The 15,430-nt window shown below is 60.8% G+C and carries 12 protein-coding genes; 5 read left to right on the top strand and 7 right to left on the bottom strand.

The window, feature by feature from the left end:
- The first annotated feature begins 338 nt into the window (after positions 1–338).
- The 5 genes from lon (at position 339) to cmoB (ending at position 5,883) form a co-directional block, all read left to right on the top strand.
- Entirely contained in the window at positions 339–2,756 is a 2,418-nt protein-coding gene (lon, locus tag ACYYKW_RS17460; RefSeq protein WP_464990655.1) for an endopeptidase La, read from the top strand.
- Between the two features lie 264 nt (positions 2,757–3,020).
- The gene (locus tag ACYYKW_RS17455) at positions 3,021–3,413 is read left to right on the top strand and encodes a protease inhibitor I42 family protein (RefSeq protein WP_464990654.1); all 393 of its coding nucleotides are present in this window, start codon (positions 3,021–3,023) and stop codon (positions 3,411–3,413) included.
- A gap of 163 nt (positions 3,414–3,576) precedes the next feature.
- Positions 3,577–3,996: a hypothetical protein gene (locus ACYYKW_RS17450; protein ID WP_464990653.1), complete on the top strand. Its 420-nt coding sequence runs from the start codon at positions 3,577–3,579 to the stop codon at positions 3,994–3,996.
- 190 nt (positions 3,997–4,186) lie between these two features.
- Positions 4,187–4,930: a carboxy-S-adenosyl-L-methionine synthase CmoA gene (cmoA, locus tag ACYYKW_RS17445; protein ID WP_336355369.1), complete on the top strand. Its 744-nt coding sequence runs from the start codon at positions 4,187–4,189 to the stop codon at positions 4,928–4,930.
- Positions 4,927–5,883 carry a tRNA 5-methoxyuridine(34)/uridine 5-oxyacetic acid(34) synthase CmoB gene (gene cmoB / locus ACYYKW_RS17440; protein ID WP_464990652.1) on the top strand — a complete coding sequence of 319 codons (957 nt, stop codon included), beginning with the start codon at positions 4,927–4,929 and terminating at the stop codon, positions 5,881–5,883. The genes cmoA and cmoB overlap by 4 nt, the downstream gene beginning before the upstream one ends.
- 165 nt (positions 5,884–6,048) lie before the next feature.
- Here cmoB and tadA read toward each other — a convergent pair whose 3' ends face one another.
- The 7 genes from tadA to treP all read right to left on the bottom strand — a co-directional run bounded on the left by tadA (position 6,049) and on the right by treP (position 15,368).
- Positions 6,049–6,549, bottom strand: coding sequence for a tRNA adenosine(34) deaminase TadA (tadA, locus tag ACYYKW_RS17435; RefSeq protein ID WP_464990651.1), 501 nt, complete (start codon positions 6,547–6,549; stop codon positions 6,049–6,051).
- Positions 6,549–7,925: a multicopper oxidase family protein gene (locus ACYYKW_RS17430; RefSeq protein ID WP_464990650.1), complete on the bottom strand. Its 1,377-nt coding sequence runs from the start codon at positions 7,923–7,925 to the stop codon at positions 6,549–6,551. Before ACYYKW_RS17430 ends, tadA begins: the two co-directional genes overlap by 1 nt.
- A 116-nt stretch (positions 7,926–8,041) precedes the next feature.
- Positions 8,042–8,332, bottom strand: coding sequence for a PTS sugar transporter subunit IIB (locus tag ACYYKW_RS17425; protein WP_093098626.1), 291 nt, complete (start codon positions 8,330–8,332; stop codon positions 8,042–8,044).
- Between the two features lie 2 nt (positions 8,333–8,334).
- Positions 8,335–10,863: a phosphoenolpyruvate--protein phosphotransferase gene (gene ptsP, locus ACYYKW_RS17420; RefSeq protein WP_464990649.1), complete on the bottom strand. Its 2,529-nt coding sequence runs from the start codon at positions 10,861–10,863 to the stop codon at positions 8,335–8,337.
- Between the two features lie 62 nt (positions 10,864–10,925).
- A complete protein-coding gene (locus ACYYKW_RS17415) occupies positions 10,926–12,149 on the bottom strand; it encodes a maltoporin (protein ID WP_090285985.1) in 1,224 nt (407 codons plus the stop codon).
- A 105-nt stretch (positions 12,150–12,254) separates the two neighbouring features.
- Positions 12,255–13,904 (bottom strand): alpha,alpha-phosphotrehalase, encoded by a 1,650-nt coding sequence (treC, locus tag ACYYKW_RS17410; RefSeq protein WP_464990648.1) that lies wholly within the window; start codon positions 13,902–13,904, stop codon positions 12,255–12,257.
- A gap of 21 nt (positions 13,905–13,925) precedes the next feature.
- Positions 13,926–15,368 (bottom strand): PTS system trehalose-specific EIIBC component, encoded by a 1,443-nt coding sequence (treP, locus tag ACYYKW_RS17405; RefSeq protein ID WP_090285989.1) that lies wholly within the window; start codon positions 15,366–15,368, stop codon positions 13,926–13,928.
- Between the last annotated feature and the right edge of the window lie 62 nt (positions 15,369–15,430).

Raw genomic sequence — 15,430 nt, 5'->3', positions numbered from 1 at the left:
CAGCGGAAGTAGGTGCAGCGAAGCAAACCGTAGCCGCTGCGCCCGGATCGATTCCGGAGCGAAGGGACCCGAGCCTGCGAGGGCCGAACGCAGGAGCAAAGCCTTTTTGGGTACTTTTTCGGCGTCTGGAAAAAGTGCCTCGCCGTAAGGGCGAAACCGCCGGCCGCCCCCCGAAAAAACGGATATGCCCCCAAACCAACCAAAACCTGGTCGGCCCAGAGGCCGCCAAGGCCAACCCCCTGTCAAAACCCTGAACACAAGCAGAAACACCACCCCCCATTGAAACCACCCACCCCCTGCCCCATCTAAGACCCCATACCCCATTGCGCAGGTGCCCCATGACCGACCAGCAGGAACTCCCGGACAACCCCGACGACTACAGCGAAGCCGAGCACATCGAACACACCAGCTCCGGCACAGGCCTCGCCCTGCCCGGCCAGAACCTGCCGGACAAGGTCTACATCATCCCGATCCACAACCGCCCGTTCTTCCCAGCCCAGGTCCTGCCGGTCATCGTCAATGAAGAGCCGTGGGCCGAAACCCTCGAACTGGTCAGCAAATCCGAACACCACTCGCTGGCCCTGTTCTTCATGGACACCCCCCAGGAAGACCCGCGCCATTTCGACACCGGCGCCCTGCCCGAATACGGCACCCTGGTCAAAGTCCACCACGCCAGCCGCGAGAACGGCAAACTGCAGTTCGTCGCCCAAGGCCTGAGCCGGGTTCGCATCAAGACCTGGCTCAAACACCATCGCCCACCGTACCTGGTGGAAGTCGAATACCCGCACCAGCCGACCGAGCCGACCGACGAGGTCAAGGCCTACGGCATGGCGCTGATCAACGCGATCAAGGAACTGCTGCCGCTCAATCCGCTGTACAGCGAAGAGCTGAAGAATTACCTCAACCGCTTCAGCCCCAACGACCCGTCGCCGCTGACCGACTTCGCTGCTGCCCTGACCTCGGCCACCGGAGCCGAGCTGCAAGGCGTGCTCGACTGCGTGCCAATGCTCAAGCGCATGGAAAAAGTCCTGCCGATGCTGCGCAAAGAAGTTGAAGTCGCGCGCCTGCAGAAGGAGATATCCGCGGAGGTTAACCGCAAGATCGGCGAACATCAGCGCCAGTTCTTCCTCAAGGAACAGCTCAAGGTTATCCAGCAGGAACTCGGCCTGACCAAAGACGACCGCAGCGCCGACCTCGAACAGTTCGAACAACGCCTGGAAGGCAAAGTCCTGCCGGCGCAGGTGCAAAAGCGTCTGGAAGAGGAAACCCACAAACTGTCGATTCTGGAAACCGGCTCGCCGGAATACGCGGTCACCCGCAACTACCTCGACTGGGCCACTTCGGTGCCGTGGGGCGTGTACGGCGAGGACAAACTCGACCTGAAGCACGCCCGTAAAATCCTCGACAAGCACCACGCCGGGCTGGACGACATCAAGGACCGCATCCTCGAGTTCCTTGCCGTCGGCGCTTATAAAGGCGAGATCAGCGGCTCCATCGTGCTGCTGGTCGGCCCGCCGGGCGTGGGCAAGACCAGCGTCGGCAAGTCGATCGCCGAATCCCTCGGCCGGCCGTTCTATCGCTTCAGCCTCGGCGGCATGCGCGACGAAGCCGAGATCAAGGGCCACCGCCGCACGTACATCGGTGCCCAGCCGGGCAAACTGGTGCAGGCGCTGAAAGACGTCGAAGTGATGAACCCGGTGATCATGCTCGACGAGATCGACAAGATGGGCCAGAGCTACCAGGGCGACCCGGCTTCGGCGCTGCTGGAAACCCTCGACCCGGAGCAGAACGTCGAATTCCTCGACCATTACCTCGACCTGCGCATGGACCTGTCGAAAGTCCTGTTCGTCTGCACCGCCAATACACTGGATTCGATCCCCGGCCCGCTGCTGGACCGGATGGAAGTGATTCGCCTGTCGGGCTACATCACCGAAGAAAAAGTCGCCATCGCCAAGCGTCACCTGTGGCCGAAACTGCTGGAAAAGGCCGGCGTATCCAAGGGCAGCCTGAGCATCAGCGACAGCGCCCTCAAGACCTTGATCGACGGTTACGCCCGTGAAGCCGGGGTGCGCCAGCTGGAAAAACAGATGGGCAAACTGGTGCGCAAAGCGGTGATGAAGCTGATCGACGATCCAAAAGCGGTGATCAAACTCGGCCCGAAAGACCTCGAAGCGTCACTGGGCCATCCGGTGTTCCGCAACGAACAAGTGCTGTCCGGCACCGGCGTGATCACCGGTCTGGCCTGGACCAGCATGGGCGGCGCCACATTACCGATCGAAGCCACGCGCATCCACACGCTCAACCGCGGCTTCAAGCTCACCGGGCAGCTGGGCGATGTGATGAAAGAGTCGGCGGAGATCGCCTACAGCTACGTCAGCTCCCATCTGAAGCAGTTTGGCGGCGATGCGAAGTTCTTCGACGAAGCCTTCGTCCATTTGCACGTACCGGAAGGCGCCACGCCGAAGGACGGCCCGAGCGCCGGCGTGACCATGGCCAGTGCGTTGCTTTCGCTGGCACGTAATCAGCCACCGAAAAAGGGCGTGGCGATGACCGGTGAACTGACGTTGACCGGGCATGTGCTGCCGATTGGCGGGGTGCGCGAGAAGGTGATTGCGGCGCGGCGGCAGAAGCTCTTCGAATTGATCCTGCCGGAAGCGAACCGCGGCAACTTCGAGGAACTGCCGGATTATCTGAAAGAGGGGATAACCGTGCATTTCGCCAAGCGGTTTGCCGATGTGGCGAAGGTTTTGTTCTGACCGGTAGCGCGTAGCCCCTCACCCCAGCCCTCTCCCCCAGGAGAGGGAGCCGACCGTGGGATATTGCTGAACTACGCCGACCTGAAATTTCATCGCTGAATCCATAATCGACTCGATCTTTCAGGTCGATGTATGACACAAGACACCTCGGTCAGTCCCCTCTCCCCCTGGGAGAGGGCTAGGGTGAGGGCTCGGCACTGTCACACATCGCCTCATCTTCAGTTATGCTCGCCGTTCGTCGTAACCGCCGGAGCCACTGACCCCATGTCCGCCACTCGCCTGTTTCTCCCCCTCGCTCTCTCTCTGCTGGCCGCTTGTGCCACGCAGCCAAAACACAACGTGACCGTGGAAAAACAAAGCGAATGCCCCGTGCGGCTGACCACCGGACAGAACCTTATCGTCATGCTGCCAAGCAACCCGACCACCGGCTACCGCTGGGCCATCCAGGATTCGGCCGGCGGCGTATTGCGTGCGCTCAGCCCCGAGGTTTACAGCAACCCGGAAGATGCCGGCGTGGTCGGCTCGGCGGGTGTTTCGACTTGGCGCTTCCAGGCCTTCGCGGCCGGTACAGGGCGTTTGCGCCTGACTTCGCAACAACCGTGGGCGCCGGAAGTGCTGCCAGTGGAAACCTTTGACTGCGCCATCTCGGTTAAATGAACAGGGCTCGCGAAATCTTTTCCGATTCGCGATAACCGCTGAAGATTCGATGATCAATTCGTATAAAAAACTGTGATTTCTGTCAGTTACCTAACCGTGGAGGCACGTTTAGAGTAAACGCAAGACAGCATTTTCTGAGCTGTCATGCACTCACGGAACGAATATGAGCATTCAACACAAGGACTCCAGTCGCAAAGCCAACGCCTTTGACTGCCAGATTGACAGCAATGAGGCGTTCAACTTTCCGTTAGTCACTGCATTCCGCACACAGCGAATTGCCATCACCGGCGCCGACGAGATTCCAGATGATCAGGAGATCTACAAGATAGAGTTCACTTTGGATAACGATATCGTGACTGCCGAATACAACCTTGGTCATCACAAAGTGCGGGTCGATACCGTGACGGGAAAGGCCAACATACGATACACCCCGATCAGCATGACTCTGAATCTGACCGTTGACCATTCCTCCAAGTCCGTTTCCGGCGTATATGCCATCGATACTGTCGAGGACTACGGTGGTGTGCCAACGCCCGGAATCAAGCTGAACGGAAATTTCGCCGTCACTTATATCGGCAGCTAGAAATACTCGTTGGGCTGCAGAGATTCGCAAAACCGCCACTCACAAGCACACATGCCGTAGCGCGGCGACTCGAGATCACCTGTTCCCCCGCTTGTTAAGCGCACCGACGCGGCTTATCAGCAATTCGAGCATCCGCGCGCCACTTTGGCTAAAATGCCGGCCTTTTCCATCGACACCGCCGGAAACCGCCGTGAGCAAAGAACCCGATCGCCTATTCGCCCAGCCTTTGGCCCAGGTGCCTGACTTCGCTTTCAACGAAGACGTGGTGCGGGTGTTCCCGGACATGATCAAGCGCTCGGTGCCAGGTTATCCGACCATCGTCGAAAACCTCGGCGTGCTCGCCGCGCAATTCGCCCAACCCAACAGCGTACTCTACGATCTTGGCTCGTCGCTGGGTGCCGTGACTCAGGCCCTGCGTCGTCACGTGCGCACCGACGGCTGTCGGGTGATTGCTGTGGATAACTCGGCAGCGATGGTCGAGCGCTGCCGCGAATACCTCAACGGTCAGGATTCGATGTTCCAGGAGTTGCTGCCGGTCGACGTCATCGAAGGCGACATTCTCGCCCTCGACTTCAAGCCCGCTTCGGTGGTGGCGCTGAACTTCACCCTGCAATTCATCGCCCCCGATCAGCGCACCGCTTTGCTGTCGCGCATTCGCCAGTCGTTGCTGCCGGGCGGCGCGCTGATCCTGTCCGAGAAGCTGCGCTTCAACGATGCCGAAGAACACGCGCTGCTCACCGACCTGCACGTCGCCTTCAAACGCGCCAACGGCTACAGCGAACTGGAAATTGCCCAGAAGCGCAGCGCCATCGAAAACGTCATGAAGCCCGACAGCCTCGAAGAACACCGCGAACGCCTGCTGGCCGCCGGGTTCTCGAAAGTCGTGCCGTGGTTCCAGTGTCTTAACTTTGCCTCGTTGATTGCCTTGCCATGATTGACCTGTCCCCCCTCGCCCGCCGTCTGGCCGGTACACCGCTGGCCGAATGGGCCAATACCCTGCAGGCGCAACTCGACAAGAAAATGGAGAAAGGTCACGGCGACCTGGAACGTTGGCAAAGTGCGCTGGACGCCCTGCCGAAGATCCAGCCAAGCGAAGTGGATTTGCTCAACGGGCTGAAACTCGACACCGATTGCGACGATGCAACCCGCGCGCAGATGCGCACCGCGCTGATGGGCCTGTCGCCGTGGCGCAAGGGCCCGTTCGATCTGTTCGGCGTGCACGTCGATACCGAATGGCGCTCGGACTGGAAATGGTCACGCGTCGCTCCGCACCTGGACCTCAAGGGCAAACGCATCCTCGATGTCGGTTGCGGCAACGGTTATTACATGTGGCGTATGCTCGGGGCCGGCGCGGACAGCGTGATCGGCGTCGACCCGAACTGGCTGTTCTTCTGCCAGTTCCAGGCGGTGCAGCGCTACTTGTCCGAGCCGAACGCCTGGCACCTGCCGTTCCCGTTCGAAGACCTGCCGGCGAATCTCGAAGGCTTCGACACGGTATTTTCCATGGGCGTGTTCTATCACCGCCGCTCGCCGATCGAGCACTTGCTGGCGCTGAAGGATTGCCTGATCAAGGGCGGCGAACTGGTGCTGGAAACGCTGGTGGTCGAGGGCGACAAGCATCAGGTGCTGGTGCCCGAAGATCGCTACGCGCAGATGCGTAACGTGTGGTTTTTGCCGTCGGTGCCGGCGCTGGAATTGTGGCTGCGCCGTGCGGGTTTCACCGATATTCGTTGCGTGGATGTCAGCACCACCACGGTCGAGGAGCAGCGCGGGACGGAGTGGATGAAGTATCAGTCGCTGAGCGATTTTCTTGATCCTGAGGATCACAGTAAAACGGTTGAGGGGCTGCCGGCGCCGATGCGGGCCGTAATTGTTGCGAAGAAGTAAGCACATTTCCGATTACTGCGGTGAGGCAGCCCCTCACCCCAGCCCTCTCCCTAGGGAGAGGGAGCCGATCTTTGGGCTTTTCTAAACTTGAGTTCAACTCGATAACTCAGTTCGGCTGACCTCGCCCAGTCACCTCGGTCAGTCCCCTCTCCCTCCGGGAGAGGGTTAGGGTGAGGGGCTCTTGCTGCGGCGAGCACGAAAGAACTCGGTCAACACCGCCCCACACTCCTCCGCCAACACCCCGCCCTCATACAACACCCGGTGATTCAAAAAGCCCTGGGTAAAAAACTGTCCCTGGCTCTGCACAATCCCGGCTTTCGGCTCCAGCGCGCCATACACCACCCGCGCCACCCGTGAATGCACGATCAGCCCGGCGCACATGCTGCACGGTTCCAGCGTTACATACAGGGTGCTGCCCGGCAGACGATAGTTATCCACAGCCTGGGCTGCGGCGCGGATCGCGACCATTTCTGCATGGGCGCTCGGGTCGCTGGCGCTGATCGGGCAGTTGTAGCCGCGACCGATGATCTCGCCGTTCTGCACCAGCACCGCGCCCACCGGCACTTCGCCCAGCGCTGCGCCTTGCGCAGCCAGCATCAGGGCTTCGCGCATGAAGTCGCGGTCGCGGCTGCGGTCGATAATCGCCGCTGGGCGAATCTGGCGCATCACTTCACCTCGATGGCGGCCATCAGGCCGGTTTCCATGTGGTCGATCACATGGCAGTGGAACATCCACACCCCCGGATTATCAGCCACCAGCGCCACTTGCGCGCGCTCGTTCTTGCCCAGCAGGTAGGTGTCGGTGAAATACGGAATGACCTTGTGCCGGTTCGACGCAATGACCTTGAAACTCATGCCGTGCAGGTGGATCGGGTGCTGATACTGGGTCATGTTCTTCAATTCGAAGATGTAGCTCTGGCCCAGCTTGAGGCTGGCAATCGGTCGATCGGCGCAAGTCTTGTCGGTGATGTCCCAGGCCTTGCCGTTGATTTGCCACAGGCTCGGCGGTTTGCCGTTGTCGACATTCACCGACACCGAACCGACCCACTCGAAATTGAAGTTGAGTTTCTCGGCATTGGCCAGGTCCGGCTCGGCGACCGGGTTGGCCGGAAGGGCTTTGGGCCAGTCCGTCGGCGTATCGCTATTGGCCACCGAACGCAATGTGCCCAGGCGCACCGGGCCGTTGCGCAGCGACAGTTCTTCGCCCGCTGCCGGCGCCTTGATCGCCAGGCAAATGCGCATGCCCGGGCCGAGCCAGTATTCCTTGCCCAGCGGCCGCGGCTCGATCGGGTTGCCATCCAGCGCATAGATTTTTGCTTCGATGCCGGGAATGTTGATTCGATACGTCAGGGTATTGTCGAGATTAAGCAACCGCACGCGGGTGATCTGCCCGGCCGGCAAATCGATCACCGGCAACGGCACGCCATTGATCGTCGATAGACGCCCCGCCGTACCGCCCCGCGCGGCTTCGCGAGGAATGCTGAAGTCGACGAAGTTGCCTTGATCGTCGATGTGCCAGTTTTTCAGGCTCAAGGTCTTTTCGTATTGGAAACCGGTAGGCTCGCGTTCTTCGACGATCAGCGGCCCGACCAGTCCGCGGCCGAGTTCTTCGCTGCTGCTGACGTGCGGGTGATACCAATAACTGCCGGCATCCGGCACGCGGAATTTGTAATCGAAGTATTCACCCGGCAGCACCGGCAATTGCGACACATAGGGCACGCCATCCATTTCCAGCGGCAGACGAATGCCGTGCCAGTGAATCGTGGTCGCCACCGGCAAGTGGTTGATGAAGCGCACCCGCAACCATTCACCCTGACGTACGCGCAGCTCGGTACCCGGTGCCGACGGCCCGAACGCCCACGCCTCAGTCTTGTGCCCCGGCACCAGTTCGACGTCCAGCGGCGCGGCGATCAGTTCATAGTCGTGGCCCGCCTCGGCGTCGGCCATTTTGCCGAGCCAGTAACGCGATGCGCCCCCCGCCCCCACGCCAACGACAACAAGACCGGCCAGGCCACCGAGGATTTGGCGACGGGTAAAGGACATGAACTCAACTACCTCACGTATCAGCGACAGGCCCCGAGGGCCCGCAAAAGGCGAATACGATACACCTGCGGTTGAGAAACAGTAAGGGCGACCCGCCGCCGCACATCAGTTGCAGGCTAAGCGCGCAGCCCGGTAATCAGGTGCACCACGCCGTTTTTAAGGGGCATGACGCCCGCAACGCCAGCATCGCTCAAGGCCTGTTCATCCAGCCGCGACACATCGCGCAACGTCACCCGCACCCGCGTCAACGCCACCGGCTGCTGCGATAGCAGGTTATCCACACCGCCCAACGCGGCAACGATGGCAGCGCTCAACCCGTCGTCCGGCGTGGCTTGCACGTTCGGTGCATCTGGCACCAGGTCCGGGGTCAGGGCTTTCCAAAAGGCTTTTTGCAGTTGATCGAACATCTTCAGTTCTCCATAACGTGCGCGGCTTCGAAGCTCGCTTCGTGAAACAGCTGCAATGCCTCGCGCACCTGTCCGGCGCTTTCCAGGCCAAGCACCTGTTTGGCGACGACCTGACAGTCGGCCAGCGCCAGTTCGCGCACGGTGGCCTTGATCGGAGCAATCATCGGCACGCTCACCGACAATTCGTCCACACCCAGGCCCAACAACAGCGGCACCGCCAGACGCTCGGATGCCATCGCACCACACACCCCGACCCATTTGCCGTGGGCGTGCGCAGCTTTGACCGTCGTGGCAATCAGGCGCAGCACCGAGGGATGAAAACTGTCCGCCTGACTGGCCAGACGCGGATGATCACGATCCATGGCCAGGGTGTACTGGGTCAGGTCGTTGGTGCCGATCGAGAAAAAATCCACCAGCGGTGCGAACAGGTCGGCCATCAGCGCCGCCGCCGGTACTTCGATCATGATCCCCAGTTTCGGCCTTTCGGTGAGGCCCAGCGCCAGCGCTTCTTCTTCAAGCATCTGCCGGGCCAGACGCAGCTCCGCCAATTGCGTGACCATCGGCAGCATGACGTGCAGGCGCGTCAGTGCGCAGCAGCCGAGCATGGCGCGCAACTGCTCACGCAATAAATGCGGGCGCTCCAGGCACAAGCGAATGCCGCGCAGACCGAGAAACGGATTGCTTTCACTTTCCATCGGCACGTAGGCCAGCGGTTTGTCGCCGCCGACGTCGAGGGTGCGCACCACCAGATTGTGTTCAGGCCCGACACAACGGGCGATGGCATTGTAAGTGGCGACCTGCTCGTCATGGCTCGGCGCATGGTTGCGGCCCAGATATAAAAACTCCGAACGCAGCAGCCCGACACCGGCGCCGCCCATGGCCATGGCCTGCTCGGTTTCTGCCAGTGAGGCGACGTTGGCTGACACCTCGACGTGATGCCCATCGCGAGTGCAGGCCGCCAGCGCAGCGTGCTCCAGATCATGGGCATGTCGTTGCCGTTGTTGCGCGTGGCGCGCCTGCCATTGCTCGATCGTCGCCGCGTCCGGCTGCACCTGCAGTTCACCCTTGTCGGCATCGAGCAAAACCTCGGTGCCGTTGCGCAAGGCAAGCATTTGCACCGGCACGCCGCAGATCGACGGCAAGCCGCACGCCCGGGCCAGAATCGCCACATGGCTGGTCGCGCCGCCGCCGACCGTGGCGAAACCGAGCACTTTGCTGGTATCGATGCGAGCGGTTTGCGACGGGGTCAGTTGGTCGGCGATCAGAATGCTGCCTTGCGGCAGGTCCAGCGTCTGCTCGTCGATGCCCAGCAGGCGCTTGAGTACGCGTTGCCCAACATCGCTCAGGTCCGCCGCGCGCTCTACCAACAGCGCGTTGCCGAGCTGGCGGAACATCGCTGCGGTGGTTTCGGTTGCCGTACGCCAGGCGAATGCCGCACTTTTGCCGGTGTCGATCAACGCCGCGGCCTGATCGAGCAGGCCAGGGTCTTCGAGCAGTTCCTGATGGGCCTTGAAGATCTCCGCTTCAGCCTCGCCTGCGGCGGTATCGCGCAGATGCTGCAAGGCCAGATCCGCTTCGATCAAGGCGTGGGCGAGCGCTTCACGTTCGCTATCGGCATCGCCGCCGAATTCGTCGATGTCGAAGCTCGGCTCGCTGATCTGGACCACATTGCCCAACGCCGAGCCGGGAGACGCGCACACCCCGCGCAACAGCGTCAGCGGCTCGTCGGTGGCGATCACGACGGGCGCCTGCGCTGTCACCGGTTCACCGCAGCCCTCGGTCAACAAGCGGGCCAGCGTGTCGATGGCCGCTTGCGCATCGTCGCCCGCCGCACTGATCTGCACGCTGTCGCCAAACGCAGTCTGCAACGCCATCAGCGCCACCAGCGATTTGCCGTTGGCCTGCGCTTGTTGTTTATGCAGGTGAATGGTTGCGGTAAACGCTTTGGCTGCCTGGGCGAACACCGCAGCCGGGCGCGCGTGCAGGCCATTGCGGTTGGGCAAGATCAGCGCTGGCGAAAACAGCGTCTGGCCTTTTGTCGCGTCTGGCGTCTCGCTGGATGTTTGCCCGCCTGCAAGTTCCAGCAGCGGCTGGCCACGTTCGACCCGTCCGCTCGGCTCGGCCAGCCAGTGGAACGGCTCGCCGCTGACCACCAGCATCAAGGTCAGCAGGCTGCGGGCGTGACGGGCGATGTAGTCGGCATCGAACTCGATCAGCGCCTGTCCGGCAGCGACCTCTTGCCCTTCTTCGACCAGACGGGTGAAACCCTGCCCGGCGAGGTTCACCGTATCCAGGCCGATGTGCAGCAATACCTGCATGCCGTGTTCGTCGGTGATGCTCACGGCATGCCCGCTGGCCTGCACGTTGCTGACCACGCCGGCCAGTGGTGCGCACAGGGTTGACGAGGTCGGGTCGATGCACAGACCGTCGCCGATCACCCGACCGGAAAACACCGGATCGGGCACCCGGTCCAGCGCCATCAGCACGCCGGACAGCGGCGCCAGCAGTTGTAAGGGTTGGGGTGTGGCCATGACGTCACCTGCAATGTTCGTATTGAAGTACCGACGGGGCGCGATGCTCCCGTCAGCATCGCTTATTTCCACCAGTATTCGACCTGCAATCCGACATTCGCACCGTGCCGGGCATTGCCGAAGGCGCCGCTGTCGGACAGTGCCGAGCCTTTCGCCAGTTGATTGGCCGCGCGCTTTGCCGCCTCGTTCCACGTCGCGTAGGTGTAATACAACCGCACTTCGGGCCGCGCCCAGAAGGCCGGACCTTTCGGCGACCAGGTTGGCGCCACGGTGAATTTGCTCAGTTTGCGCGTACCGCCTGGTGCATCGACCTGATCGTGGCCCAGTTCGGTGACCAGTTTGAACTGCTCGGTGAGCGCATAGGCCGGGCGCACGCCCAACGATAGCCAGTTCTGATCGGCGCCGTTTGCACGAATGTCTTTTTGATACACCGCTGCGATTTGTCCGCCGAAACGCGGCGTCAGTTGCCAGTCGAAAAACTCGACAATGCGATAGCTTTTATTGCTGTCGTCGAGTCCGACGTCGCCGGTATAGCCCAACCCGGTGCCGGGCCCTTCGCCGTATTGCAGGGCCAGTTTGTTCTTGCCGCCGAGGAATCCGCTCTGCACATGTTGCGTGGTAATCGCCCAGCCGCGATGGGCGTCGCGGCTGTCGGGTTTGTCGATGTAGCTCAGACCGAATTCCAGTTCGCCGCCGGGGTTGCTGTTGAAGCCACCCACGTTGAAATCGTGGCGATTGATGTAGTCCTTCTGGTAGAGATTGTCTTTGCGCGAGAACGCGTAGCTGTACTTCAGATCGCCGATCAATACGTCTTCGATGCCGCCGCCGGTGGCGCTCTGGTTCCAGTAGTAGAAGTCGGAAATGTGGATATCGTTACGCTTGTAGTAACGGCGCCCGGCCCACAACGAACCGCCATTGAGCGCGGGCATCGCCGACCATTGGGCGTAGGCCTGGGGCAAACGGATCGAACCGGTGTGGTCTTTGAATGTGGGCTTGCGGTCGTAGCGGTTGTACAGCGAAGCCATGCCGTCGACGCTCAGCACCGAGCCGTCCTCAAGGGTGTACAGATCCTGACGCAGCTCCAGTTCGCCGTATTGTTCACATTCGTTGCCCAAGCGATATTTGGTCTGCGCGCCGGGCAATTGAAAGCACGACTGGCTGCTGCTGTTGACCGACGTACCGACACCGCTGCGCAAGTAACCGCCAAACTCCAGCGCATGTGTCGACGCTGGTAACGCCAGGCAAACACCTGTCACTGCAAGGCTGCGCTTTATTGTTGTTTTCATAAGCCATCCCATTTTCTTATTGTGTGTTTGCAGAAATTCAGCGCGCAAAGCTCCCCCGCGCAGTGTTCTGCGTGTTTTTGTCAAACGTGGTTTACGGGTTAAGAATCAGGGATCGATCAGGTGCACAACGAACGACTCGTAAGGTCGCAACGTCAGCCGGCGAGTGCGCGGCATGGCGTCCGAGTAATTGCTGATCAAGGTTCGCTGGCGCATCGATTCGCTGATCACGCTTGCGGGCAATTCGATTTCACACGCCGCGGCGTAGAAGTTGTTCACCACCAGCAAGCGCTCGGCGTCGCCCTCACGCAGATACGCCCAGACTTGCGGATGCTCGGGCAATAACTGCCGGTACAGCCCGTCGGTGATCAATGGCTCGCTGCGCCGCAGTGCGATCAGCGTGCGGTAGTGGTGCAGCACTGAATCCGGATCATCCAGCTGCCGGGCGACGTTGATCTGCGCGGCATTGGCCGGCACACCGATCCACGGTTCGGCAACGCTGAAACCGGCGTTCGGCGTCGCGTCCCAGTGCATCGGCGTGCGCCCGTTATCGCGGGATTTCTGCATGATCGCCGCCATATTGTCGGCGTCGCTGCTTCCCGCCTCGCGCTTGAGGCGGAAGATGTTCAGGGTCTCGACGTCGCGGTAATGCTCGATCGACTCGAACCCCGGATTGGTCATGCCCAGCTCTTCACCCTGATACACGAACGGCGTGCCCTGCAGAAAGTGCAGCGCGGTGCCGAGCATTTTCGCCGACAGCTCGCGAAACTCGCCCTCATGACCAAAACGCGAGACCACCCGCGGTTGATCGTGGTTACACCAGAACAGCGCGTTCCAGCCGCCGCCGGCCTGCATGCCGGTCTGCCAGTCGGAGAGGATGCGCTTGAGCTGGAGGAAATCGAAGTCGGCGCGCACCCACTTCTGCAGGTTCGGATAATCGACTTTCAAATGATGAAAGTTGAAGGTCATCGACAGCTCTTTCGACTGCGGATTCGAATAGCGAATGCAGTGTTCGAGGCTGGTCGATGACATCTCGCCGACGTTGATCAGGTCGTAGCCTTCGAAGACTTCACGGTGCATCTGCTGCAAGTACGCATGCACGTTCGGCCCGTCGGTATAGAAGCGTCGGCCATCGCTGTCATCTTCGGGAAAGTCTTCGGGCTTGGAGATCAGATTGATCACGTCCAGGCGGAAACCGCCGACACCCTTGTCGCGCCAGAACTGCATCATTTTGAAGACTTCGGCGCGCACCTGCGGGTTGTCCCAGTTCAGGTCGGCCTGAGTGTGGTCGAACAGGTGCAGGTAGTACTGACCGGTCTGCGCCTCGTACTCCCAGGCAGATCCGCCGAACTTCGACTCCCAATTGTTCGGCTGATCGCGCCAGATATAGAAATCACGATAAGGATTGTCGAGGCTGCTGCGCGCCTGCTGAAACCAGACGTGTTCGATCGAAGTATGGTTGACCACGATGTCGAGCATCAGCTTGATCCCGCGCTTGTCCGCTTCGGCAATCAGCAACTCGCAGTCGGCCATGCTGCCGTAGCTCGGATCGATGGCGTAGTAATCGCTGATGTCGTAGCCGTTGTCGCGCTGCGGCGAACGCAGGAACGGCGTGATCCACAGACAGTCGACGCCCAGCCAGTGCAGATAGTCGAGCTTGGCGACAATCCCCAGCAGATCCCCGGTCGGGTTGCCGGCGTGGCTATGAAAACTCTTCGGATAAATCTGGTAGATCACCGAACGCTGCCAGTCCTGCATGGCACAACTCCTTCAGATATCTCAGGCAACCCGAAAACCGGGACGGACAATCTTCATGCTCAGCGCGCAGGTCAGAACGAACGGCACGAGCATGGCAATCAGCATCCCGATCACGAACATCGGGATGTACTGCGGAATGATCGAAATGAACCCCGGCAGACCGCCGACGCCAATCGCCGAGGCCTGGATGCGGTTCAATGAAAGGAATATGCAGCCGAGCGCAGAGCCAGCCAGCGCCGCATAAAACGGAAACTTGTAGCGAAGGTTGACGCCGAACATCGCCGGCTCGGTGATACCGAAATAAGCGGAAATCGCCGAGGTCGAGGCCATGCTCTTGTCCCGCGCATTGCGCGTCATCCAGAACACCGCCAGCGCCGCACTGCCTTGGGCGAGGTTGGACATGACGATCATCGGCCAGATGAAGGTGCCGCCCTGGCTCGAGATCAATTGCAGGTCCACGGCGAGAAACATGTGGTGCATGCCGGTGATCACCAGCGGCGCATACAGCAGCCCGAAAATCAGTCCACCCACCAACGGCGCCAGGTCAAACAGCATCACCAGACCTTCGGTAATGTAGATGCCGATATGCCGCGTCACCGGACCGATGATCGCCAGCGCCAGCACGCCGGTGACGACAATGGTGGTGATCGGCACCACCAGTAATTGAATGGCGTTGGGCACGCGGGCGCGCAACCATTTTTCGATCACGCTCATGACGTAGGCAGCAAGCAGGATCGGCAAAATCTGCCCTTGGTAACCGACCTTTTCCACCTGGAACAAACCGAGGATGTCGAAGTACGGCAGTTGCTGCCCGTCCAGCCCGGCCACCGCTTTGCCGTAGTTCCAGGCGTTGAGCAGGTCCGGATGGACGAGCATCAGGCCGAGCACGATGCCGAGAATTTCGCTGCCGCCAAAGCGCTTCGCCGCCGACCAGCCCACCAGCGCCGGCAGAAACACGAACGAAGTGTTGGCCATCAGGTTGATCAGGCTCCACAGCCCGTCGAGTTTCGGATAGGCATCGAGCAGCGTCTGCCCGTCGATGAACATGCCTTTGGCGCCGAGCAGGTTGTTGATGCCCATCAGCAGGCCGGCAATGATCAGCGCCGGCAGGATCGGCATGAACACGTCGGAGAACACCCGCACCAGCCGTTGCATGGCGTTGATCTTCTCCGCGCTTTTTTGTTTAACGTCGGCAATCGTCGACGCAGCGAGACCGGTCTGCTTGCGCAGTTCGGCATAGACCTTTTCCACTTCCCCCGGACCAATCACCACCTGATAAAGGCCGCCTGTGAAGAACGAGCCTTTGACCAGATCGATCTGGTTGAGCGTAGCGGTGTCGACCAGGCTCGGGTCTTTCAGAGCCAGACGCAAACGCGTGACGCAATGCGCGGCCTGCTCGAGGTTGTCGGCGCCACCGAGGCTTTGCAGCAAGTCCCTGGCGATGTTCGGGTAGTCGTGGCTCATGCTTGTTCTTCCGCTGTGGATTGTTGTTATTGGCAGCACGCCGAAGCGAAAAATACTCGTAC

The organism is Pseudomonas sp. 15C, from assembly GCF_055484735.1.
The sequence above is the reverse complement of the archived record's forward strand: the minus strand, read 5'-3'. Positions and strand labels throughout refer to the sequence as shown.

What these genes read in the sequence shown, in the direction of transcription:
- treC (WP_464990648.1), bottom strand. Translation starts at nt 13,904, where the DNA reads ATGCAGGACTGGCAGCGTTCGGTGATCTACCAGATTTATCCGAAGAGT.
- cmoB (WP_464990652.1), top strand. Translation starts at nt 4,927, where the DNA reads ATGATTGACCTGTCCCCCCTCGCCCGCCGTCTGGCCGGTACACCGCTG.
- treP (WP_090285989.1), bottom strand. Translation starts at nt 15,368, where the DNA reads ATGAGCCACGACTACCCGAACATCGCCAGGGACTTGCTGCAAAGCCTC.
- ACYYKW_RS17415 (WP_090285985.1), bottom strand. Translation starts at nt 12,149, where the DNA reads ATGAAAACAACAATAAAGCGCAGCCTTGCAGTGACAGGTGTTTGCCTG.
- ACYYKW_RS17430 (WP_464990650.1), bottom strand. Translation starts at nt 7,925, where the DNA reads ATGTCCTTTACCCGTCGCCAAATCCTCGGTGGCCTGGCCGGTCTTGTT.
- lon (WP_464990655.1), top strand. Translation starts at nt 339, where the DNA reads ATGACCGACCAGCAGGAACTCCCGGACAACCCCGACGACTACAGCGAA.
- ACYYKW_RS17450 (WP_464990653.1), top strand. Translation starts at nt 3,577, where the DNA reads ATGAGCATTCAACACAAGGACTCCAGTCGCAAAGCCAACGCCTTTGAC.
- tadA (WP_464990651.1), bottom strand. Translation starts at nt 6,549, where the DNA reads ATGCGCCAGATTCGCCCAGCGGCGATTATCGACCGCAGCCGCGACCGC.
- ACYYKW_RS17425 (WP_093098626.1), bottom strand. Translation starts at nt 8,332, where the DNA reads ATGTTCGATCAACTGCAAAAAGCCTTTTGGAAAGCCCTGACCCCGGAC.
- ptsP (WP_464990649.1), bottom strand. Translation starts at nt 10,863, where the DNA reads ATGGCCACACCCCAACCCTTACAACTGCTGGCGCCGCTGTCCGGCGTG.
- ACYYKW_RS17455 (WP_464990654.1), top strand. Translation starts at nt 3,021, where the DNA reads ATGTCCGCCACTCGCCTGTTTCTCCCCCTCGCTCTCTCTCTGCTGGCC.